Origin of the sequence: Belliella alkalica, assembly GCF_022549785.1 — a bacterium.
Classification (GTDB): domain Bacteria; phylum Bacteroidota; class Bacteroidia; order Cytophagales; family Cyclobacteriaceae; genus Belliella; species Belliella alkalica.
Map to the genome: position 1 here is coordinate 18,172 of NZ_JAKZGO010000007.1, position 20,759 is coordinate 38,930.

The 20,759-nt window shown below is 35.9% G+C and carries 24 protein-coding genes; 12 read left to right on the plus strand and 12 right to left on the minus strand.

All coding sequences use genetic code 11. From position 1 onward, the window contains the following. The first annotated feature begins 278 nt into the window (after positions 1–278). The 8 genes from MM213_RS09850 to MM213_RS09885 all read left to right on the plus strand — a co-directional run bounded on the left by MM213_RS09850 (position 279) and on the right by MM213_RS09885 (position 5,207). Positions 279–1,001, plus strand: a complete 723-nt coding sequence (locus MM213_RS09850; RefSeq protein WP_241411833.1) for a DUF6088 family protein — start codon at positions 279–281, stop codon at positions 999–1,001. Beyond that, complete coding sequence (locus MM213_RS09855) at positions 998–1,213, plus strand: hypothetical protein (protein WP_241411835.1); 216 nt, start codon at positions 998–1,000, stop codon at positions 1,211–1,213. The genes MM213_RS09850 and MM213_RS09855 overlap by 4 nt, the downstream gene beginning before the upstream one ends. Before the next feature lie 403 nt (positions 1,214–1,616). Then, positions 1,617–1,805, plus strand: coding sequence for a hypothetical protein (locus MM213_RS09860; protein ID WP_241411837.1), 189 nt, complete (start codon positions 1,617–1,619; stop codon positions 1,803–1,805). Positions 1,806–1,995: 190 nt separating this feature from the next. Further along, positions 1,996–2,148: a RhuM family protein gene (gene rhuM / locus MM213_RS09865; RefSeq protein ID WP_369413897.1), complete on the plus strand. Its 153-nt coding sequence runs from the start codon at positions 1,996–1,998 to the stop codon at positions 2,146–2,148. Positions 2,149–2,193: 45 nt separating this feature from the next. Continuing rightward, positions 2,194–2,766 (plus strand): type II toxin-antitoxin system death-on-curing family toxin, encoded by a 573-nt coding sequence (locus MM213_RS09870; protein WP_241411839.1) that lies wholly within the window; start codon positions 2,194–2,196, stop codon positions 2,764–2,766. Positions 2,767–3,228: 462 nt separating this feature from the next. Further along, the gene (locus tag MM213_RS09875) at positions 3,229–3,795 is read left to right on the plus strand and encodes a Crp/Fnr family transcriptional regulator (RefSeq protein ID WP_241411841.1); all 567 of its coding nucleotides are present in this window, start codon (positions 3,229–3,231) and stop codon (positions 3,793–3,795) included. A 77-nt stretch (positions 3,796–3,872) separates the two neighbouring features. Beyond that, positions 3,873–4,733 (plus strand): alpha/beta fold hydrolase, encoded by an 861-nt coding sequence (locus MM213_RS09880; RefSeq protein ID WP_241411843.1) that lies wholly within the window; start codon positions 3,873–3,875, stop codon positions 4,731–4,733. A gap of 69 nt (positions 4,734–4,802) precedes the next feature. After that, on the plus strand, positions 4,803–5,207 hold the full coding sequence (locus MM213_RS09885) for a response regulator transcription factor (RefSeq protein WP_241411845.1): 405 nt from the start codon (positions 4,803–4,805) through the stop codon (positions 5,205–5,207). Between the two features lie 364 nt (positions 5,208–5,571). Here the strand turns inward: MM213_RS09885 and MM213_RS09890 are convergent, their stop codons facing one another. Together MM213_RS09890 and MM213_RS09895 are read right to left on the minus strand one after the other, a co-directional pair. Beyond that, positions 5,572–6,132, minus strand: a complete 561-nt coding sequence (locus MM213_RS09890) for a type 1 glutamine amidotransferase domain-containing protein (RefSeq protein WP_241411847.1) — start codon at positions 6,130–6,132, stop codon at positions 5,572–5,574. A 134-nt stretch (positions 6,133–6,266) separates the two neighbouring features. Next, on the minus strand, positions 6,267–6,845 hold the full coding sequence (locus MM213_RS09895; RefSeq protein WP_241411849.1) for a nitroreductase family protein: 579 nt from the start codon (positions 6,843–6,845) through the stop codon (positions 6,267–6,269). A 332-nt stretch (positions 6,846–7,177) separates the two neighbouring features. Here MM213_RS09895 and MM213_RS09900 point away from each other — a divergent pair, with 332 nt between their 5' ends. After that, complete coding sequence (locus MM213_RS09900; protein ID WP_241411851.1) at positions 7,178–7,408, plus strand: hypothetical protein; 231 nt, start codon at positions 7,178–7,180, stop codon at positions 7,406–7,408. Positions 7,409–7,760: 352 nt separating this feature from the next. Here the strand turns inward: MM213_RS09900 and egtD are convergent, their stop codons facing one another. Next, positions 7,761–8,687, minus strand: a complete 927-nt coding sequence (egtD, locus tag MM213_RS09905) for an L-histidine N(alpha)-methyltransferase (protein WP_241411853.1) — start codon at positions 8,685–8,687, stop codon at positions 7,761–7,763. Positions 8,688–8,691: 4 nt separating this feature from the next. Further along, complete coding sequence (gene egtB / locus MM213_RS09910) at positions 8,692–9,846, minus strand: ergothioneine biosynthesis protein EgtB (protein ID WP_241411855.1); 1,155 nt, start codon at positions 9,844–9,846, stop codon at positions 8,692–8,694. Positions 9,847–10,532: 686 nt separating this feature from the next. Here egtB and MM213_RS09915 point away from each other — a divergent pair. Both MM213_RS09915 and MM213_RS09920 read left to right on the plus strand, forming a co-directional pair. Further along, positions 10,533–10,769, plus strand: a complete 237-nt coding sequence (locus MM213_RS09915; protein ID WP_241411857.1) for a hypothetical protein — start codon at positions 10,533–10,535, stop codon at positions 10,767–10,769. Between the two features lie 98 nt (positions 10,770–10,867). Further along, the gene (locus MM213_RS09920; RefSeq protein WP_241411859.1) at positions 10,868–11,296 is read left to right on the plus strand and encodes a hypothetical protein; all 429 of its coding nucleotides are present in this window, start codon (positions 10,868–10,870) and stop codon (positions 11,294–11,296) included. Positions 11,297–11,567: 271 nt separating this feature from the next. On the opposite strand, the gene MM213_RS09925 is transcribed toward MM213_RS09920, so the two are convergent. The 8 genes from MM213_RS09925 to MM213_RS09955 are packed head-to-tail and all read right to left on the minus strand — an operon-like array spanning position 11,568 to position 20,515. After that, positions 11,568–13,379, minus strand: coding sequence for an ATP-binding protein (locus tag MM213_RS09925; protein ID WP_241411861.1), 1,812 nt, complete (start codon positions 13,377–13,379; stop codon positions 11,568–11,570). A 12-nt stretch (positions 13,380–13,391) separates the two neighbouring features. Continuing rightward, complete coding sequence (locus MM213_RS09930) at positions 13,392–14,585, minus strand: sensor protein KdpD (RefSeq protein ID WP_241411863.1); 1,194 nt, start codon at positions 14,583–14,585, stop codon at positions 13,392–13,394. A 56-nt stretch (positions 14,586–14,641) separates the two neighbouring features. Then, the gene (locus tag MM213_RS09935; protein WP_241411865.1) at positions 14,642–15,736 is read right to left on the minus strand and encodes a porin; all 1,095 of its coding nucleotides are present in this window, start codon (positions 15,734–15,736) and stop codon (positions 14,642–14,644) included. 13 nt (positions 15,737–15,749) lie between these two features. Beyond that, positions 15,750–16,325 carry a potassium-transporting ATPase subunit KdpC gene (kdpC, locus tag MM213_RS09940; protein WP_241411867.1) on the minus strand — a complete coding sequence of 192 codons (576 nt, stop codon included), beginning with the start codon at positions 16,323–16,325 and terminating at the stop codon, positions 15,750–15,752. A gap of 13 nt (positions 16,326–16,338) precedes the next feature. Continuing rightward, entirely contained in the window at positions 16,339–18,360 is a 2,022-nt protein-coding gene (gene kdpB / locus MM213_RS09945) for a potassium-transporting ATPase subunit KdpB (protein ID WP_241411869.1), read from the minus strand. Between the two features lie 11 nt (positions 18,361–18,371). Further along, positions 18,372–20,069: a potassium-transporting ATPase subunit KdpA gene (gene kdpA / locus MM213_RS09950; protein WP_241411871.1), complete on the minus strand. Its 1,698-nt coding sequence runs from the start codon at positions 20,067–20,069 to the stop codon at positions 18,372–18,374. 3 nt (positions 20,070–20,072) lie between these two features. Further along, positions 20,073–20,150: a potassium-transporting ATPase subunit F gene (locus MM213_RS20970; protein ID WP_369413898.1), complete on the minus strand. Its 78-nt coding sequence runs from the start codon at positions 20,148–20,150 to the stop codon at positions 20,073–20,075. After that, positions 20,147–20,515, minus strand: a complete 369-nt coding sequence (locus tag MM213_RS09955; RefSeq protein ID WP_241411873.1) for a DUF7674 family protein — start codon at positions 20,513–20,515, stop codon at positions 20,147–20,149. Before MM213_RS09955 ends, MM213_RS20970 begins: the two co-directional genes overlap by 4 nt. A 24-nt stretch (positions 20,516–20,539) precedes the next feature. Between MM213_RS09955 and MM213_RS09960 the strand changes: the two genes are divergently transcribed. Then, a complete protein-coding gene (locus MM213_RS09960) occupies positions 20,540–20,677 on the plus strand; it encodes a hypothetical protein (RefSeq protein ID WP_241411875.1) in 138 nt (45 codons plus the stop codon). The last annotated feature ends 82 nt before the right edge of the window (positions 20,678–20,759 follow it).

Below are 20,759 nucleotides of genomic sequence, written 5' to 3' on the forward strand. Positions count from 1 at the left end.
TATATATGATATAAAATAAACTTGTTTTGAAAAAGAAGAAAATGGTTTAAGTAAATCGATTCGCATCAAGTGGGAAATTGCAGGGATTTTAACCCTCTAGTTTTCGTTAAATGCCATAATTGATTAAAAAACCTTATAAAAGATCAAGTGGGAAAGATATCAAGGAAATGGGGGGATAGGTGACTTTTTCTTCTAAAGACAAATAAGCCTGATACTAAATGTCAAGTTTTACACATCAAAAACTTGACATATTAAATCAAACGAACTACCCTTGCATTATGAAAGTAGCAGAACAAATACGAAAAACAATCGCAAAACTACCCGAGGATAAAACCTTTGGATATGCCGACTTGCGTATTGGTAAAGAAGACAATCAAACTGCTGCCAAAGCCTTAGAAAGAATGCAAGCTAAGGGATTAATCAAAAAAATGTCGAAGGGCATATTTTATAAACCCATAAAAACAGTATTTGGAGAATTGCTTCCTGATGAAAGTGAACAGTTAAAACGCTATTTATTTAAAAATGGGAAGCGCATAGCCTACATCACAGGCGAATCGCTTTATAATCAAATGAACCTCACTACCCAAATGGCATTTAGAATAAAAATAGCCAGTAACAAAAGAATAAATATTGACAAAGGCGCAATCAAGGCAAAATCTGTAAAAAGCTATGCTGAAGTATCCGAAGAAAATTATGGATTGTTGGGATTTTTAGATGCTTTAAAAGATATAAAAACAATACCCGATTGCCCTGTATCCAAAGCAGTCATGATTTTAAGCAAAAAACTAGAATTGTTTCAAGATAGACAAATAGAGGATTTGATAAAATACGCTCTTTTATATCCGCCAAGAGTTAGGGCATTATTGGGTGCTATACTCGAAAACAGCAGCACTCAATATAATATTTCAAAATTAAAAGAAAGCCTAAACCCATTAACAAAAATCAAATTAGGTTTAAAAGAAACAGATTTATCATCCATTAGGAATTGGTATATCACATGAAATTACATCAAAATAAAGAACTTTTTATAAACTCCATGAGAGTTACAGGACAGCAAATGAAAATCCCAGCCATTTATGTTGAGAAAGACTATTGGTTGACTTATTTCAAAAAATTAGTCTACGGAGAATTTCCTAAAGAAAATGAAGTTTTCGAAACATTGAATATGATTCAAAAAAGACTCCAACACATCACCTGGAATATCGCTGAATAGTTACGATTTATTGGTACTCGTCGCTCTTCAAATCATATAGCACTATATTTTCAAATATTTTCCTTAATTTAAATCTTTAGTTTAATTGATCCGTGTTTAAAGAAGCCAAGTTAGAGTCAATTATCATAGATTTGCTACATAAGAAGGGCATTAAGCACCTCAATGGTAAGGATATTTAAAGATACCTTTCTGAGGTTTTGCTAAAAGATGGTCTGAGGGGTTTTTTGTTAGCACGCTATGTTCATGTTGGCATCACTGCCAGTGAAATAGACCAAGTCATCCGCAACTGGGAGCAACTCCCCTCTTCTGACCTCTATGCCAGCAACAAGACAATGGCTTTATACTCAAACGAGAGCATGCAACAGATAAGGATATTTATATTCAACTGCTAGACTATGGCATTGTGCATCGCTCCCATCAAGCTAACGATGTAGTCTGGGAATCACTCAGCATCGCAACAGAAGATCCATTTCTTTACTACAGCACTGACAGCAACATCTACCGTATTGTCAATCAGTTGAAGACTCACTATCAGGAAAAGAGAATTCCAGACAGCATATTAGATAAATGGCCTACCCTTTTTGGTGTTTGAGTTCAAAAATGCCATCAGAGAAAAACCTACTTTTTTTGATGCATAAAAGCAAATTTCCACGCGATACCACAGGGACATCCCCGAGTTTCACATTAACAATTGCTATTAAATAGAAGAATTAGATAAAGCAGCAACTGTAAAAGAACCCTTGACAGTTCAGCAAGAAGGTCTACGAAAAGTTACCCGGTAAATAAACTTCTACAATTTAGATGTAATCATTTCAGTAGGTTATCGAGTCAAATCAAAACAAAGAACCCAATTCCGTATTTGGGCCACAAAACGCTTTAAAGATTACTTGATCCAAGGCTACGCCATTAACGAAAATAGACTTTCACAGAAATAGCAGGAGGTCCAAACTCTCAAGGATGGCATTCGGATTTTAAGCAGAGTGATAAATCCGAATGCTGAAGACCAAAATTTGGATTGGATTCATCAATTTTCAAAAGGATTAGAGTTGCTTGATGATTATGATCATGAAAATTTAGATAAAAAAGGACTAACCAAAAAACAAACAAAGTACCCAGAACTTGAAGATTATAAAAAGGTCATATTCGCCATGAAGTCAGATTTTGAATCAAGTGTATTTGGGAAAGAAAAATATGGGAGTTTTGAAAGTTCTATTTCGCAAATCAGTAAAGGTTTTGATGAAGTGGACTTCTACCCTAGCCTTGAGGAAAAGGCGGCTACTCCCCTATACCTGATTGTGAAGAATCATGGATTCGTAGATGGAAACAAAAGAATTGCAACAGCATGCTTTCTCCTTTTTTTGCAAAGCAACGGCCTCCTTTACGACCGTGTGAAAAACGCTATCATTAGCAATGATGCATTGGCTAGTTTAACCTTATTTATAACATCAAACAAGTCTTATGAAATGGATACGGCTAAGAAATTAATCATTAGTGTACTAAATAGAAACCGCAATATCAATTCGAAGAAATCAGGTGGGATATGCTATAACTAATTCTCAGAAATTAGGTCAGTTTGACCAAAATGATCCATATAAAGCAATTTGTGAAATGTACCTATTGTTTCAAGCTGACGAACTTAAAAAGCACTAAAAAAATTAGATTGAATCACTAAAATCAAAAAAACAAGTGTGAGCTTCATACAGCTTGACCAGCATTCGAATTTTTATATAACTTGTAATAAATAATCAATCACGACGAAATATAAAAGAACCAAATCAGCTGGGATTGTTAGAGAAAAATAGTCATAAAAGTGAACATTAATCTAAAAATTGAGTACTTAAAATAAAAAAATAAAGGGAAATTTGGTTAATAAATTTAAAGGTGTTTTATTTGTAAGTAATATTTTGGGTATAGTACGACTTAAGTACAACTTTTTAACACTTAAACATCTGATTATCAAACACTTATAACTTCCTGTATCGGGAAGTAAATTCAATCCTGCCTAATTGAAATTTATGGAAAGACTTGATTTCTTCAAACTATTTCACGAGATCGGCAGTGCTGATTATGAATTGCTGTGTAAAAGTCTGAAAACTAAAACTTTTGAAAAAGGCGACTTTATTACTGTGGCAGGACAAATTCAGCGAGGTCTTTTTTTTGTAAAAAGTGGTGTCCAAATGTCTTATTTTGAGGCAGAAAACAAAACGCATGTGATTGCATTTACTTATTCGCCTAATCTTTGTGCCGTTCCTGAATCCTTTTTCCAACAAATCCCCTCAAAATGCTTTTTGACTTGCCTTACGGACTCAGAAATGGATTACATTTCTTTTGACCAACTCCAAAATCTATTTGACAAGTCTCAGCAGATAGAACGACTCTTTAGACGTATGACAGAAGATGTGTTGGCGGGTGTCATTAACCGGCACATAGAATTACACAGTATGACTATCGAGGAGCGCTACAAAACATTCTGCAAGCGCAGCCCTCAACTACTTCAGCTTGTACCTCACAAATACATCGCTTCTTATTTGGGAATCAATCCGACAAATTTCAGCAAACTTTATAACAGTGTTAAGTTCTAATGTTGGTATAGACCAACTTTTTTGATCCTATCAATTCCTTACTTTGCCTTAGGTTATCAACAACAATCAATTTAACTATGGCAAATCTTTGGCTTGACAGATCCGAATATCCTTTTGTATCACATCATTTTGACATTAATGGTCAGAAGCTTCATTTTATTGATGAAGGAAAAGGTGAAACGATTTTGTTTGTTCACGGAACTCCTTCTTGGAGTTTCGACTTCCGAAATGTGATAAAAGAATTAAAAGAAAATTTCAGATGCATTGCAGTTGACCATATTGGTTTTGGACTTTCGGACAAGCCAGAGCATTATGATTATTCGACACAAAACCATAGTAAAACACTCGAAAAATTTATCCTTGAAAAGCAGCTTGACAATGTCACACTTGTTGTTCATGATTTCGGGGGACCTATTGGGCTGAACATCGCTATAAAGTATCCCGAAAAAATCAAGAATATAGTCGTGCTAAATTCATGGTTGTGGAGTAGCAAAGATGATCCCGATTACATCAAGCTTCAAAAAATCTTAAAAAGCCCGCTTCTCCCCTTTCTTTATCGCTATTTGAATTTTTCACCAAGATTCATTTTACCAAAATCATTTGGTGAGCATAAACTTACAAAATTATTGTTAAAACAATACACCAAGCCTTTTGCAAACAAAACACAACGAAATGGGCCGCTCGCATTTGCCAAGTCGTTGCTAAATGACCAAAACTGGTTTGAAGAGCTTTGGAACAAGAAAAAACCTATTTCTGAAAAGCCCACTTTGTTTATTTGGGGAATGAAAGATCCCGTCATCAAACCTCATAATCTTGTTAAGTTTCAGGCTGGTTTTGTAAATTCTAGGACGATTAAATTAGAAACTTCTGGACACTTTCCACAAGAAGAACAACCTGATAAAGTCACAAAAGCAATTTTTGACTTTTTAAACGAATAGTAAAAACAATACCATTGCTTTTCTTTAAATCTGCTTTCATACAATTAAACGCGAAAAAAATATGGAGTAATGCTACCCATCATTGCTATATTGTTTTTTGCTTCCAACTACATGATATTCACTGAAATTGTTCCTTTACTACATTGGAATATGTCCTGTGTTTTATTGTATTTGCTGATGCTTTTTGGCTTTATTGTATCCTGGATTTATGCTGGAGCGATCAACAAAAACTATTTAGTAGCAAAGGCTGAACTTGAAGATGAAGATACAGAAATCCTTGCCTTACAGGAAAAGCTCAAAACCCTATCTAGAAAAGAGAAGGAAGTACTGAACCTAATTCTTCAGAATAAGAGCAACCAACAAATTTGTGATGAACTTTTTATCTCTCTTAGCACCCTAAAATCCCACATCAATCATATTTACCATAAAATGGAAGTTAGCAAAAGACAAGAAATAATCGCTCTCTTTGGTTAATTGAAATGGTCTTTGTTTAAAATCAACCTTTTTTGGAACTTGAAAAAACACTTTTTTCCAATTTTATAATTGATATTTCTAGAGGTTTTTGCCAAATACAAAGATTTTGTTGAAAAAGGGTCTCAAGCTAAAGTAAGCGGGGTACTACTAGATTACTATGCTTCAGAGGGTTAATTGGGGAAAGTTGAGATAGTGATTAATGTTGATACAGCAACAAATCAGGAACTATTGTTTACAAGACCATAAAAAAGACTTGAAATAACTCTGTATTGCTCTTGATTTTTGATTCGGTTGTCGGTCTTTTTTGCCATGATGAAATCGTGATAAGAATCCAAGATAGTTTTCTGGTTACGAAAATGCTATATTATTGATGAAAGGCTTCATTATCAGAACCACCCAAAACCTCTATTAATCTTTTGTTGAAAGCGGGTAGATCTTCGGGAGTTCTTGAAGTGATTAGACCTTGATCTTCCACTACTTCTTGGTCAACCCATTTTGCACCTGCATTGGTCAAATCCATTTTGATGGAATGAAAGGATGTTAACTTTCTGTTCTCAACAACCTCTGCATTGATCAACAACTGTGGGCCATGACAGATAGCTGCTACAGTTTTTTTCTCGTCGAAAAATGCTTTTATAAAATTAATGGCTTTTTCATTAGCCCTCAATTTATCGGGGTTTAGCGTGCCTCCAGGTAGTACCAAAGCATCATAATCCATAGCAGATACATCATCTAGAGACTTATCAACTTCAAAGCTATCAGCCCAATCTCCGTCTATCCATCCTTTGATTTTTCCTAGTTTAGGAGCTACAATGTCAACTTTCACCCCTAATTCCTTAAGTTTTTCCAAAGGACTTGTAAGTTCAGATTGCTCAAATCCATCTGTTGCTAATATTGCGACTTTTTTATTTTTCAAATTTTCCATTTCTCTTTGTTTTTTTTTATAAAAACGATTATATCTTTCTATTCACGACCGGCATTGACAGGCGCCAGTCAAATATTGGTTTCAAAATAATTACAGGATCAATTGACTCTATCCTGGATACAATTTTCTGACAATCATCTCAAAGCAATTGCTTTTTCAATAATCATGGGACGGATGTTTTTTAACATTTTCCTAGAAGGATAGAATACCTCTGACCGATTAAGTTTTTCTTCAATTTCGAAATTACTCCCTACCCTACCCAAGGCGAAAATGTTAATTGGATTGTAGTTTTTTTGGTCGACAAACTCTTCTTCAAACATACTTTCAGAAAAGCCTGCCATCTGATGGATGAAAACTCCCATATCTGTTGCTACTTCTGAGGCTTTAGCCATAAAAGCACCTGTATCATAAAAATTTTGATTTCTCTCACTTAGAATACATTCAGGACTTTTTTTATAAAGTGCGATTCCAAGGTATGGTGCCTTATTAGCCCACTTGCGATTGAATCCGTCCAAACAGTGGAGCAGCTTTTGATACTTTTCTCCACCTTTTTTTACCAAGAAAAATGTCCAAGGGTTCTTACCAAATCTATTTGAAATTTGTCTACCTGCCCTAAAAATAATATCTATTTCCTTATTGGTGATTTCCTGAGAATTGTGGTTTCTTAGAATCCACTGATCCATCATCAAGTCATTTGCAGTTTTAATATCCATGATATTTGTATTTAAAGTTTGATTAAAAAATTTGCTTGTTTCTTACTATTTCAAAGGTATTTAAAAATATAGGCAATGGCATTACACTATTTTAAAGTAATTTTATATAATTTCAGGTAATTCGATGATTATTTATTACAAAATGTAGATGATAGATATCATTGGAGATTGAGGAAAGTTGAGCATAATGACAATAATTCCCCGTAATCCTATGGATAAATTATGCCAATCCAAATACTGTAAATATGAAAACTGATTTTTGAAAGTTGTTGATTACAAATTTTAGGTCTGATAATTGGACAATATTCGTTTTAACAAAAACCAATAAGATCATGATCAAAAAATCCTCAATTTCAGAAAATGAACAGGCTGTAGATGTACAAACTGAAACCAATAGAGAGTTTTCTATTTTTTCTAAAATTTTCAAGTTTGTAATAAGGCTGTATATCAAAATCCTAAAGTATACCATAGTAGCCTTTATAGAAATTTTCAAAGAAATACTAAGGATTCCTTTTGGAAAAAAATCAAAGAAACATAGAAAAAACAGCCATACTAAACTATAGCCTTGATTTTAAATTGAAATAGATTAATACTCAATCTATAAATCCTAGTTTTATATAAGCTGAAAATTTACTGATTCTTTAATCTATCTGTAGATTTTAGCAGTTTTCATAGTGCTTAACTAAAACCAATTTCAAATAGAATCTAGATCCAAATTCTAGCTTAGCAGTCGTAATTTATATTTACTTGTAGCTTGTCTTATAAAAAAATTTGTGGAAAAAATTACCCATTTAATACTATATTTCCACCTCCCTTGGCTAAGTACCAATTACATGAAAATAATTTTGCGACAATTTTAATTAATATATTCACCACTGTATAAAAGGTTAGAATTTTAACTTTTTGAGTCAAAGATTACTTTCTAAAAAGGCTGAGTGAAAAATACTCCTTACTATCCAAAAAGTGTTTGTCCCATTCAAATCCTGTTTCTTTACCAATTGAATCTAGTTCCTTTAAGCTATACTTTCTGGAGATTTCTGTACGGATAGTTTCATATTTTTCGAATTTAAATACGTGATTCCCGATTGTTACTTGCTGATTATTTTCACTGAACAAGAAACTTAGTGCTTCACCATTGATGGGATTGTAGGTTCCATAATGACCAAAAGAATCAATATCAAAATCACCTTTCAATTCCCTATTTATCCTTTCAAGCAAATTGAGATTGAAGCGCTTTGTCACTCCTTTGCTATCATTGTAGGCTTTACGAATGATATGAGGATTCTTTTTAAGATCCACGCCCATCAAAAAATAATCCCCCACCTTCATCATGTCATTGACAAAACGCATAAACTCCTTGGCTTTTTCTCCAGAATAATTTCCAATATTACTTCCCATAAATAATATGAGTCTTGGATTTTCTCTTTCTACCAATTGACCTGTAGTCAAAGTATAATCTCCTGAAATCGTAATTATTTTGATATCAGGTATTTGTCTAAGGATGGTTGATTTGTTTACTTCCAAAATCTCTGGAGAAATATCCATTGGAATGTAAGTTACTGACTCGATTTTTTTGTGGAAAAGTTCTAGAAATGAAATCATTTTTGAACCATCACCAGCTCCCAGTTCTATAATATCAATTGAATCAAATGGAATTTGTTCTAAAATTGATTCAGCACTGTTATTTAGAATTTCAACTTCACAGGCTGGTAAGTAGTACTCTTCCAAACCCATAATTTCCTGAAAAATTTTTGAACCACTTTCATCATAAAAATACATAGAAGGAATGGTTTTTTGCTCTGAACTGAGACCATCAATCACGTCTCGAAGAAATCTATCCATATAGTTATTTACTTAATCTAATACCTGAATACAACCATCTACTGGATGCATGAAAAAAGTTTCTGTATGTTTTGCGGCTGTGTCCTGTTGGGGTTGCTACTGAGCTTCCTCTTAGGACATTTTGATTTGACATAAATTTCCCATTATACTCTCCAAGGGCACTGGGTGCTTTTTGATAATTAGGGTATGGCAAATAGGCGCTGTTAGTCCATTCCCATAGTTGACCCCAATTCAACTTGTCTGCAGCACACTCCCATTCAAATTCAGTGGGGAGCCTCATTCCTTTCCAAGATGCATATGCCTGAGCCTCGTAAAAGCTCACATGTTGGACAGGGCTTTCTAGTACTACTTTTTCAAATCCGTTGAGTGTATAATTATACCATTCACCGTTAATTAAACTCCAGTATAATGGCGCCACAATTTTTTCCTTTTGGATAAAATCCCATCCTTCCGAAAGCCATAAATTAAAATCTTTATATCCACCTGCATTCATAAACTCGAGGTACTCGCCATTCGATACCAAGCTTTTTGATATTTGGAAATCCTGAAGATAGACCTGATGACTTCCATGTTCGTTGTCGTAGGTAAACCCCAAGTCTTTTGCTCCGATTTCATATAGCCCTGCTTTGAAACTGAAAAAGCCAGCTTCATTTTCTTTTTGTGTAGCAAATTGCTTTCCATAGACAGGAAGTAAAGGCTGTGTGCCCAAGATATATTTAATGTCATAAACCAAAAGTTCTTGATGCTGCTGTTCGTGGTTGATTCCTACTTCAAAAATGTCAAGAACTTCATCAGAGGGTGAGGACTCCAAGAGTTCCACGCATTTTTGGGTCACATAATGACGATACTTAACTACCTCTCTCACAGGTGGCCTGCTCAAAAAACCCCTGTTTGGTCTTTCTACCCGATCTCCCACGTTATTATAGTAACTATTGAAAATAAAAGAGAAGTCTTTGTGAAACACTTTGTAATCCTTTACATATTTTTTGAGCAAAAACTCCTCATAAAACCAAGTAGAATGTCCAATATGCCATTTTGGTGGGGAGACATTTGCCATCGGTTGGACGATATAGTCTTCTATTTCCAATGGTTCGCAAATCCTTTCTGTCTGTTCTCTCACCAATTCGAACCGGATTTTCAACTCTATGTTCTTTTTCATGTGTTTATAATTTGTATTTAAGAGGTCATCCCGATTAGTCGGGACAGGCTATGGAATCTCGCATGGTTGATAATCATCCCAGTTTGTGACGTTCTTCGTCATGCCTGTCTGCCCCAGGCAGGCTTGATTTCATATTCTCAAATTTCACTTTAATTTCATCCAAACTATAAGCCAGCTTTAAAATTGAACTGAAAAACTAGATTACCTTCCAAAATCAAATGCTAATTCAGCAATTTTCGTTGTATCAAAAATCCCAATTTCTGGATTTTATACTTACTTTTTGTCAGTTTCTATTTTGATCAATCTCTATTAATTCTATCTGTAAATTCTTTACGAAGATCTTGACTCTACTTATAATCAATATGTTTTAAAAGATGATTTTCATTTTCCAATTTACATTTGTTGCGATTTTTTTTAATTCAAAATCATTTTTTCAAAACGACTTAAATTTGATAATTTATTCTTTGAATCTTCACATTTATATTCCCACAATTGGTCAAAAGACACTCAAATTGGGAAAAAAATTGACAAATTGGACATACTTTAAATTGCATTAAACTTTTCAAATCACTCCAAATGTTCAATATATGTAATATAGAGGTATTTTTTGATTTTCGGAATAGCTTTTGGACGATTAGGCATATCAACTATATAACAAAAAATATTTAAAACATTAATAAAACATTATGGAAGAGCACCGTAAAGAAGGCCAAGTGGCTAAAACAATCGAAAAAAGAACAGCGCAAATCCCTTCAGATGTATTTCTCTGGACTTCGTTGTCCACCATGGCAGTATCACTGACTTTAAAGATTATGGGAAGAGGAAAAGATGCTTTGTTTGTAGGACAGTGGGCAGCTCCATTCCTTTTGATGGGAGTTTACAATAAAATAGTAAAAACTGAAGGTTCCGATAAGGAGGAGTAGATTTAAATATCTTCAATGAAAATCTGAGGGGATGGTTGGATCGAATTCATCCCTCCCCTCTTTTTTCTTAAAATCAATTTATAACTAAATAAAATTTTATGAAAACGATACAAAGACATTTTAGAACTATGATAGGATTGGCAATGTGTGTAATGATGGCAAGTGTATTCATTTCTTGTGACAACAGAACCACACAAGCTGAATATGCTGAGGATGAAAGTATTTATGGTGACAGAAGCGACGAAGCGCTAAGAATAGAAAATGAAGGTATTCCAGATACGACAGATATGCAGGATACAACAGGTTTGAAAGCCAAACACGATGAGGTTGCTCGTACCCTACCATCCAATATCTATAACATCATCAAAAGTGATTCTACAATGAAAAATCAAATGATTTTAGAATCCAGAGAGTATGAAAAAGACAATGTTACTTATTATGAAGTACTTTTCCGTCATGATAATAAAATCACTCCCGTGACTTTCGACAAAGATGGAAATCGTCAAGAAGATTATGATGTTAATTGATTTAAAAAAATGAGCGAATGAAACTTTCGGGCTGAGGTATTCTCTGGGATTATTGGAACTTTCGCAATGACAGTCATTATGTATTTGTATGCGAAAGTATTTCGAACAAATACCAAAGTAGTGCATGTATTAGGCATTATGACGACTGGAGGAATGGATTCTCCAATAAACAATAAAAAAATCTTTTTTGCTGGAGGAACCTCACATACAGCAGCTGGAGTATTGTTTTCATTCGCTTATTTCTTGCTTTGGAATTGGGGGCTTTTTAGAATCAATTTTGTAGAATCATTTTTTTTAAGGTAAACCAAAAAACAGACCCTATGCCTTCTTCACTTTTCACACCTATTTGGCCATCCATTGCAGTTATGAACTCTTTGCTAATGGCTAATCCAAGTCCAGATCCGTTGTTTTTATTGCCAGGAACTCTATAGTATTTTTCAAAAAGCTTTTCTTTGAATTCGGACGGGATACCTTTTCCCTGATCTATTACCTCAAATTTTAAATTGTCGCCAAAATATTCTTTACAAACCAATTGGATCTCTGAATTTTCTTTGGAATATCTAATCGCATTTGATAGTAGGTTTACCAGCACCCAAGTCACTTTATTGGAATCTCCTAAGACTGGATTATTGCTTTCTATGCTTGTCAAAATCTTGATTGATTTGTCTTTAGCCTGCAAAAGAAGTGCATTTACAGCATCAGAAATGACTTCGGAGGGATCAAATGCTTCTTTTTCTAGAATTATATTTCCAGTTTCGGCTTGAGTTATATCCAAAAGTTCACTTGTTATCGACAACAATCTGTTTTTGTCATCCTTCAATCCATCAAGTAATTTTTTCTGTTCATCATTTAGTTCTCCGGTTCTATTGTCAGAAAGTAGTTTTATTCCTAGACCGATAGAAGATATCGGTGTCTTCAATTCATGGGAAATAGTGGCTATAAACTGAGTTTTTGCCTTGTCTTTATCACTGAAATCTGTGATATCAGAGATTACTACTACATATCCTATATTTATTGGTTGTTGGTTTTCATATTTAGGGGCATTTATAGGAATGATTTCTCTTGAAAAAGTAAGCTCTTTCCCATTATGGATTATCTTCACGATTTTAGGCTTCAAGCTTTCATCTCCTCCTAATGCAAAGTCTACTGCAAATGAGGCGAAAAAATCAATTTTCTGAGCTATAGTCTGAATATGCTCTCCTTTTTTGATATCTCCTCCCAAATTAAACAGTGATTTGGCGTAGTCATTTACAAACAGCAGTCTTTGATTTTCATCTATCCCAATAATCCCTTCATGCATTTGGTTGATGATCGCATCAATTCGTTTTTTTTCTGAAAACAGCATTACATAATTAGAAGCCTCGTACTCCTTAAGCTTGACTGCCATAGAGTTGAAAGATTTTGCAATTTCACCTAATTCATTTCCTTCATTGTCTGGAAGTTGATGATCGTATTTCTTCGCCGCAATAGCCTTGATTCCAGTATTTAGCTTTTGGAGTGGATCAAAAATTACTTCAGGAAAGCCAATGATAAAAATCAGGCTTAATATAGAACCTGTCACTCCTGTTATTGACATATATAGAATTACTCTTTCTGCAGTTTCATTCGCAGTATCATTTTTCTTTAGCAGAGTCTGAATATTCAATTCATAAATTTTACTAGCCAGGTCTTGGAGGTTACTTGCTTGGGAAATTATTCCACTCGGGTCAGAATTTTCATTATTGATACTTTCTTCAAGGAGTTTTTGTAAAAGCAAAAAGCCTCTTTCAAATTCTTTACTGAGTTTATCTTCACCAGGTTCGGTTACATTTTTCATTTGTTGTGAAAGACTTTCCCGAATAGTTTCCATAGAGGTATCCACTTTGTTTTTGCCAATGATATCTTGGTTATCAGAATTGGCAATTAATACATCCAAAGAGGATTTGATCTGTTGCATATAATCCAAGGTCCTATAATTATCTTGAATGATGGACTTCGAATCATCTGCAAGTTGTCTGACGAAAATCGACCCCAATCCTGAAAGCAGAACTATAAGAAGAAAAAGAAAGCCGAATGCAAAGTATAATCTGGTCTTAAGTTTCATGTCATTTTACTTTTACGTCACTACTATCAGGTCAATATCTGTTGGAGTGATCAATTTCACCAATTCTCGAAAGTGGTTTTTACTTGTGAAAGTTCTCCAAAAACTCTGATTTGGCCTTCCGATCACAATATTGGTTGCTAGATTTTCAATTGAAGCCTCAAATAGTATCTCAGCAACATCTTTTTTGATGGTAGAAACTGTAGTTGCTCCTTCTTGAATCAGCTGCAATTCATCAGAGATTGATTCTTCGGAATTTTTCTCACCTGCAGCATAAATAAATACTTTTGCACCCAAAGTATTAGCAAGCTTAAAATTAGCAAGTAATTTGGTTTGCTTTCTACTATCAATTTTTTCAAGAGACTCACTTGGCATTTTTACATATACCACATACCATTCAGCATTGTAATTATTTGCCAAACGGGCAGTTTTTCTGATGACTTTCCGTGCGATGACATCATTGGTACTGATGCATGCCATAAAGCGCTCTACTACACTGGCTTTCTTCTGTTGGACAAAACTAATTTTCTGCTCCAGGTTTTTGGCGACCTGAAGCAATGCCAACTCTCTAAGTTGAAGTATTTTTTCTGATTGGAAAAAGTTATCCAATGCTTGTTGAATTTTAGGGCCTTTATAAATTTTACCATCTTTTAGTCTTTTGATCAAATCTTCTGCCGGTAAGTCTATGCTTACCACTTCATCAGCTTTCTTCAAAAAAACGTCTGGAATTCGTTCTGACACCTCTATTCCGCTAAGCTGAAAGACCTTATCATTCAAACTTTCCAAATGCTGTACATTGAATGCTGTAATGACATGGATGCCGGCATCGATCAAATCCTGTACATCTTCCCATCTTTTCTGATTGGTGCTTCCTGGGATATTGGTATGGGCCAGTTCATCTACGATCACTATAGAAGGTCTTTTCTCCAGTATGGACTCAAGATCCATTTCCTTTAGGTTTTTACCTTTATAAAAGACCTCTTTCAATGGAATCTGTGGTAATCCATGAACCAAAGCTTCTGTTTCAGATCTCCCATGTGTTTCTATAAATCCTATTTGTACATCAACTCCAGCCTTTATTAATTCATGGGCTTCCTGAAGCATTCTGTAAGATTTTCCAACCCCAGCGATCATGCCTACATAGACTTTCAATCTGCCTTTCTTAGACTTCTTGATCAGTTGAAGAAAATAGTCTGGATTACTTCCCATGTAATTGTAATGATTTGTAATGCCCATCCCGATTAAGGGATGGGACTTGATGAGTTTTATGGAATTGTAATGGCTAAAGAACCAATTAAAAGGGTATTCCCTTTGACTAGTTGATTATCTTTCTCGAAATTAGGACTCGCATTTTGTAGATGTCTTCCTTCAATTCTGAATAGGATATTATCTGTTATTTTTCTATCTATATTGATCGAAAAACCTGTAGTCTTAAATCCTTCGGGAGAAAACGCAGATATGATCACGCCATCTTCATCTTGGTAATATTCACCTCTCAAAGCCATTCCCCAATTTTCATTGAAGTCAACTCTTAAAATACCTACTGGAGAAAACCATTGTTCGAACTCCCTGTCATCTCCTACAGCTACTATTAAAGATGATTCTTCTTGGATTCCATAATCAAAACCCAATATCAACCCAACTTTTTGAGACACTTGAAGCTGTGCATACAGGTTATTGAAATAACGCATTCTTTTGTCTTCCTGAGGAAAATCATTGCCAATAAATGTACTCCAGTTAAACGTGAGTTTATCATTTGGTGTATGGGTTATTCTGGTACCAAAAGCTGGTGAAGTAATCCCCGGCAATCTTTGAATTCGCTGCCAGCCATTGAAGATGCCTCCTTCAAATTCCCATCTTTCATTAGGAGTAAATGTCAGTTTGGCCCCGGAAAGGAAATATGGTGAGTTTTCGGCGAGCAAGCTTCTTGTCAAGGTATAGTTCTGGGCTGAAATTGCAGATTCAAACCCAATATGGGATGCAAATATACCAGCATCTATCCATAGTTTTCTTTCTTTATCCAAGGCCAAACCAATGTTTGCCTCAAATACATTTTTCAACAAATCCTGCTCCGCAGCAAGATTGTACTGAGCGTATGTTCCTACCATGAGACCTAGATTTCCACGATAAAAACCACCATCAATTTCCATGTTTACCAGTCCCAAATTCAAATTCACTTCATTGTGTCGGGTGTGATTGAAGAGAAAATCGGGTCGCTCATTTGAAAACGGTTGATTAAAATCAAAACCATAATAAACATCCACAAAACCGCTGAACTTAATATCTGGTTTTTTGGGATCTTGCGCCATTGCTTGGACGGTTCCCATCAATGCGACAGCAAATAGAATAATTTTTTTCATTTCTACAGTTGGTTTAATTATTTGTCAAGGATGGGCTGATATTGTCCAATGCCATATTCAATTTCAATACATTCACAAGATCTTTTGGACCAAAAAGCCCTAATAATGCTGCTTCTTTATGATCAAGGATTAATTGCTTAAGTTGGTCATTGTCCAAACTTCTAGCACTGGAAATTCTTTCTGACTGAAAAAGAGCAGATTCAAGTGAGATAAAAGGATCTAATCCGCTTCCCGAGGCTGTGACCATATCGATTGGTATTTCAGCTTTTGTTTTTCCAGGATGGCTTTGAAGAATGGATTCTATTCGATCAGAAACCTCTTGCAAGAATACTTCATTGGAAGGTCCATAATTGGATCCCCCTGTGCTAGAGGCATCATATTCTACTGCAGAAGGTCTGCTCCAGAAGTAATTTTCGCTACTGAATTCTTGTGCGATATTTTCAAATCCTCTGAGCTGACCATTGATGATAATTGGTTTGCCATTTGAGGCATTTGGCATCAATTTTCCAATTCCCCAAATAGTCATGGGATACAATACCCCGAAAATCACAAGAGAAATTATAATGAATGTTATACTTTGACGTATCATAGAAATTTTGCTATTAGATAAATAATGAAACTACTAGGTCAATGGCCTTAATACCTATAAATGGAAGAATGACACCACCCAATCCATAGATCAATAAGTTTCTGCTCAGCAAAGCCGAAGCACCTATCGGTCTGTATTTTGATCCTTTGAGCGCCAATGGAATCAATGCAGGTATAATCAATGCATTGAAAATCACTGCTGAAAGGATGGCCGATTCTGGACTGGAAAGCCCCATCAAATCCAGTGCTGCCAATCCAGGTATGGAAGCTGCAAAAAGTGCAGGTACAATTGCGAAGTATTTTGCTACATCATTTGCAATGGAGAATGTGGTGATGTTTCCTCGCGTAATCAAAAGTTGTTTGCCAATTTCAACTACTTCCAGAAGTTTTGTAGGATCTGAATCCAAATCTACCATGTTTGCCGCTTCCTTTGCAGCTTGTGTGCCTGAATTCATCGCCACACCGACATCTGCCTGAGCCAATGCAGGTGCATCATTTGTACCATCGCCCATCATTGCCACCAATTTGCCTTCCTTTTGCTCATTTTTGATATAATTCATTTTGTCTTCCGGCTTAGCTTCGGCGATGAAATCATCTACTCCAGCCAATTCTGCAATGAATTTTGCGGTTAGCGGGTTATCACCTGTTACCATCACTGTTTTGACACCCATTTTGCGAAGCCTCGCAAATCGCTGCTGGATTCCAGGCTTTATTATATCTTCCAATTGAATGACTCCAATGGCAAGTTCATTTACAGATACTGCTAATGGTGTTCCTCCTTTACCAGCTATTTTGGTCACTTCTTCTTCCAGAAAATCCAAATCTGAGGTACTTGATTTTACAGACCATTTTTTAATGGTATCCCATGCGCCTTTTCGGATACTGGTACCATCTGGAAGATCAATCCCACTCATGCGGGTTTCTGCAGAAAAGTCTATGAACCTGGATGATCTAGGTGCTTCATAAGTAGCATTCTCCTTCTTGCGAGCCAATTCTACCACCGACTTTCCTTCTGGTGTAGTATCGGCAAGGGAACCTAGTACCGACGCTTTAACCAAGTCTTCCATTGGTACCCCTGGAGCATTGATGAAGGCAGTTGCTTTTCTGTTTCCAATGGTAATTGTACCTGTTTTATCAAGAAGCAAGACATCAATATCTCCAGCAGTTTCCACAGCTTTTCCTGATTTGGCAATAATATTTGCTTTCAATGCCCTGTCCATTCCAGCTATTCCTATCGCAGAAAGCAACCCACCAATAGTGGTAGGGATCAAACAGACGAATAGAGAAACCAAAGCAGCAAGTGACAAGCTCACATTGAGAAAATCTGCAAAAGGCTTCAAAGTAACGGTCACTATCAAAAAGACCAGTGTAAATGCAGCCAAAAGAATCGTCAAAGCGATTTCGTTTGGTGTTTTTTGTCTATTTGCTCCTTCTACCAAGGCAATCATTTTATCCAAAAAGCTCTCCCCAGGGTTTGAGCTGACACTGATCACAATCCTATCACTCAATACTCTGGTGCCACCAATGACCGTATTTTGGTCAGATCCAGCTTCCCTGATGACGGGGGCAGACTCTCCTGTGATGGCTGATTCATCGATAGATGCAAGTCCTTCGACGATTTCACCATCAGCAGGAATGATATCATTTGCTTCACAGACAAACAAATCGCCTTTTTTCAGGGATGCCGAACTTACCACCTCTTCTTTTCCATTTGTCAAAAGTCTGGCTGGAGTATCCTGTCTTGTTTTTCGCAGAGTGTCGGCTTGTGCTTTTCCCCTTGCCTCAGCTATAGCTTCAGCAAAATTCCCCAGCAAGACAGTCAAAAACAAAAGCAAGGTGATCGTAAGATTATACCCAAAGTTTCCCAAGAAATCATTTTGTGAAACCATAGAGACTATGGTGACTACAAGCATGATCAAAGTTCCAAGTTCTACGGTAAACATTACCGGGTTTTTGATCATGTAACTCGGATTGAGTTTTATAAAAGCTTCCTTAAAAGCTTGTGAAGTATTGACTTGATTATTTTTATTGTTCATATCGTGAATAGTTAAAAGGAGAAGAACTCAGCAATTGGTCCCAATGCCATCACAGGGAAAAAAGCAAGAGCTGCCACAATCAGGATTACAGAGATCAATACTGCTGCAAATGCTGGTGTTTCCAGTTGAAGGCTACCCGCAGATTCAGGTACACGTTTCTTAATTGCCAGGGACCCAATAATCGCCAAAGGCCCGATGATTGGTAAAAACCTTCCTAATAGCATTACAATCCCGTTCATGATGTTCCAAAATGGTGTATCATCTCCCAATCCTTCGAATCCAGAACCGTTATTTGCTGATGAAGAAGTAAATTCATAAAGCATTTCTGAAAGGCCATGATAGCCCGGGTTATGAATCCATTCACTAGCAAGGGACTGGTCGGTGGCTGCTAGATAACTGGAAATAGCAGTACCTGTGAGAATTAAAAATGGATGTAAAATGATGATTAAAGCAGCTATTTTCACCTCTCTTGCCTCGATCTTTTTGCCCATAAATTCAGGTGTACGACCGATCATCAATCCAGCTATGAAAACGGCTACGATTACGAATACAAAGAAATTGATAAAACCTACACCAACACCTCCATATATGGCATTGATAAACATGTCCAAAAGGAAGATTCCGCCTGATAATGGTGTGTGGCTATCATGCATGGAGTTAACCGAGCCGTTGGAAGTAGCTGTTGTAGATACACCCCAGAGGGATGATGCCGCTGCGCCAAATCGAAGTTCTTTCCCTTCAAGGTTTGTAGGATCTGATAATCCAAGTTTTGTGAATTCAGGGTTGCCATTCATTTCTTGGCTGATACTGACAGCAACGAATGCTACAAACAATACCGACATAACACCGATAAACAGCAAGGCAAGTTTTTTTCTTCCTGTATAAAAACCAAATGCGAATACCAATGCCATTGGTATCAATAGAATTGCAACGTTCTCAGCTATATTGGTCAGGTAGTTGGGATTTTCAAAAGGATGTGTGGAATTTGGTCCAAAGAACCCACCTCCATTGGTACCGAGTTGTTTGATGGCTACCATTGGGGCAGCTGGACCGGCAGCTACCAATTGGGTACCTCCCTCCAGAGTTTCTACCTCCTGTAATCCTTCAAAATTTGTAGGTGTGCCGTTTACCATCAAAATAATAGCTAAGATGATTGATAATGGCAATAAGATCCGCGTGCAGCTTTTGACAAGGAGGTTGAAGAAATTCCCCAAACCTTCGCTTGCCTTATTTTTAAGTCCTTGGAAAAGCAATGCACAGGCGGCTATGCCTGTTCCGGCGCTTACAAACTGCAACCAGCAAAAAACCAATAATTGCGTATAATAAGAAGCTCCAGATTCGCCGCTATAGTGTTGAAGGTTGGTATTTGTGGTAAAACTAACAGCTGTGTTGAATGCCAAAGTAGGTTCCCAATTTCCAAATCCATTTGGATTCCAGAATGGATGCAAAGATTGTAATGCAAGAAAGAGAAAAGCCAAAATGAAGAAGCCTATATTGATAACAATCAAAGCTTTCATATTTTCTTTCCAATTAAGACTCTGATCTGGATTTGCACCTGCTATTTTGAAAATCAATTTTTCAAGCGGGCCCATAAAATCAGTCCAGACCCTTTCTCCCTTAAATACTTTTACCATATATTTCCCCAATGGCCAAGCCAGTAGTAGGGATAGGAGGAAAATGAAAATTACGCCTAATATTTCTGTGTTCATGATTTAAAACTTTTCGGGTTTCATAATGGCGTACGTGAGGTATCCAGCAGCCAAAAGGGATGTGATTAGAATAAGTATCATTTTTCGATTCGATTGTGTTCGTACAATAAATAGTATGATTGGAGTAAGCAAAATGGAAGCATTGATTTAGCTTCTTTGTACATTCTGTGGTTTTGATGAAGATGAAGATGGGGTAAGAAAATATGTTCAAGACCTATTTTGATCATATCATCACCTTCTTTGTAAAGCCTTTCTGCCAATTCAAAAGATTTTTTTACTGTAGTCATATTGCCAGAAAGAATGGCTCTTTCTGTAAATTCTGCAAAAAGGGAGATATGTGAAAGGATCAGCAATCTCTCTTTTTCCTTTTGTCTGCAATTGACTTCATTGGAAAATTCAGGTAATTGCTTTTCGATTTCAAGACACATCGATTTGAAGTTATTCATGTTCATAAGTCATCAAATAATTTAATGGATTTGAAAATTGCGGTGAGGATGGCTATTCCAAGAAGCAGCATCCCAATGATTAATATTCCGTTCATGGTGTTTTCAGATGATTTGGAATCCATTTGGCAAGAGGTGAACCTGATACCAAAAAATTTTGAATAAAAATTTTAAAATATTGAAAATCAGATTTTTAAAATTTGTTAAGTTAGATTATAAAAAATACTAAATAAAAGAACCCTTCGGA

Bases quoted from the DNA above. Each gene is read 5' to 3' on its own strand.
- MM213_RS09850 (WP_241411833.1), top strand. From the start codon at position 279: ATGAAAGTAGCAGAACAAATACGAAAAACAATCGCAAAACTACCCGAG.
- MM213_RS09855 (WP_241411835.1), top strand. From the start codon at position 998: ATGAAATTACATCAAAATAAAGAACTTTTTATAAACTCCATGAGAGTT.
- MM213_RS09875 (WP_241411841.1), top strand. From the start codon at position 3,229: ATGGAAAGACTTGATTTCTTCAAACTATTTCACGAGATCGGCAGTGCT.
- MM213_RS09880 (WP_241411843.1), top strand. From the start codon at position 3,873: ATGGCAAATCTTTGGCTTGACAGATCCGAATATCCTTTTGTATCACAT.
- MM213_RS09885 (WP_241411845.1), top strand. From the start codon at position 4,803: ATGCTACCCATCATTGCTATATTGTTTTTTGCTTCCAACTACATGATA.
- MM213_RS09890 (WP_241411847.1), bottom strand. From the start codon at position 6,132: ATGGAAAATTTGAAAAATAAAAAAGTCGCAATATTAGCAACAGATGGA.
- MM213_RS09895 (WP_241411849.1), bottom strand. From the start codon at position 6,845: ATGGATATTAAAACTGCAAATGACTTGATGATGGATCAGTGGATTCTA.
- MM213_RS09900 (WP_241411851.1), top strand. From the start codon at position 7,178: ATGATCAAAAAATCCTCAATTTCAGAAAATGAACAGGCTGTAGATGTA.
- egtD (WP_241411853.1), bottom strand. From the start codon at position 8,687: ATGGATAGATTTCTTCGAGACGTGATTGATGGTCTCAGTTCAGAGCAA.
- egtB (WP_241411855.1), bottom strand. From the start codon at position 9,846: ATGAAAAAGAACATAGAGTTGAAAATCCGGTTCGAATTGGTGAGAGAA.
- MM213_RS09915 (WP_241411857.1), top strand. From the start codon at position 10,533: ATGGAAGAGCACCGTAAAGAAGGCCAAGTGGCTAAAACAATCGAAAAA.
- MM213_RS09920 (WP_241411859.1), top strand. From the start codon at position 10,868: ATGAAAACGATACAAAGACATTTTAGAACTATGATAGGATTGGCAATG.
- MM213_RS09925 (WP_241411861.1), bottom strand. From the start codon at position 13,379: ATGAAACTTAAGACCAGATTATACTTTGCATTCGGCTTTCTTTTTCTT.
- MM213_RS09930 (WP_241411863.1), bottom strand. From the start codon at position 14,585: ATGGGAAGTAATCCAGACTATTTTCTTCAACTGATCAAGAAGTCTAAG.
- MM213_RS09935 (WP_241411865.1), bottom strand. From the start codon at position 15,736: ATGAAAAAAATTATTCTATTTGCTGTCGCATTGATGGGAACCGTCCAA.
- kdpC (WP_241411867.1), bottom strand. From the start codon at position 16,325: ATGATACGTCAAAGTATAACATTCATTATAATTTCTCTTGTGATTTTC.
- kdpB (WP_241411869.1), bottom strand. From the start codon at position 18,360: ATGAACAATAAAAATAATCAAGTCAATACTTCACAAGCTTTTAAGGAA.
- kdpA (WP_241411871.1), bottom strand. From the start codon at position 20,069: ATGAACACAGAAATATTAGGCGTAATTTTCATTTTCCTCCTATCCCTA.
- MM213_RS20970 (WP_369413898.1), bottom strand. From the start codon at position 20,150: ATGATACTTATTCTAATCACATCCCTTTTGGCTGCTGGATACCTCACG.
- MM213_RS09955 (WP_241411873.1), bottom strand. From the start codon at position 20,515: ATGAATAACTTCAAATCGATGTGTCTTGAAATCGAAAAGCAATTACCT.
- MM213_RS09960 (WP_241411875.1), top strand. From the start codon at position 20,540: ATGGATTTGAAAATTGCGGTGAGGATGGCTATTCCAAGAAGCAGCATC.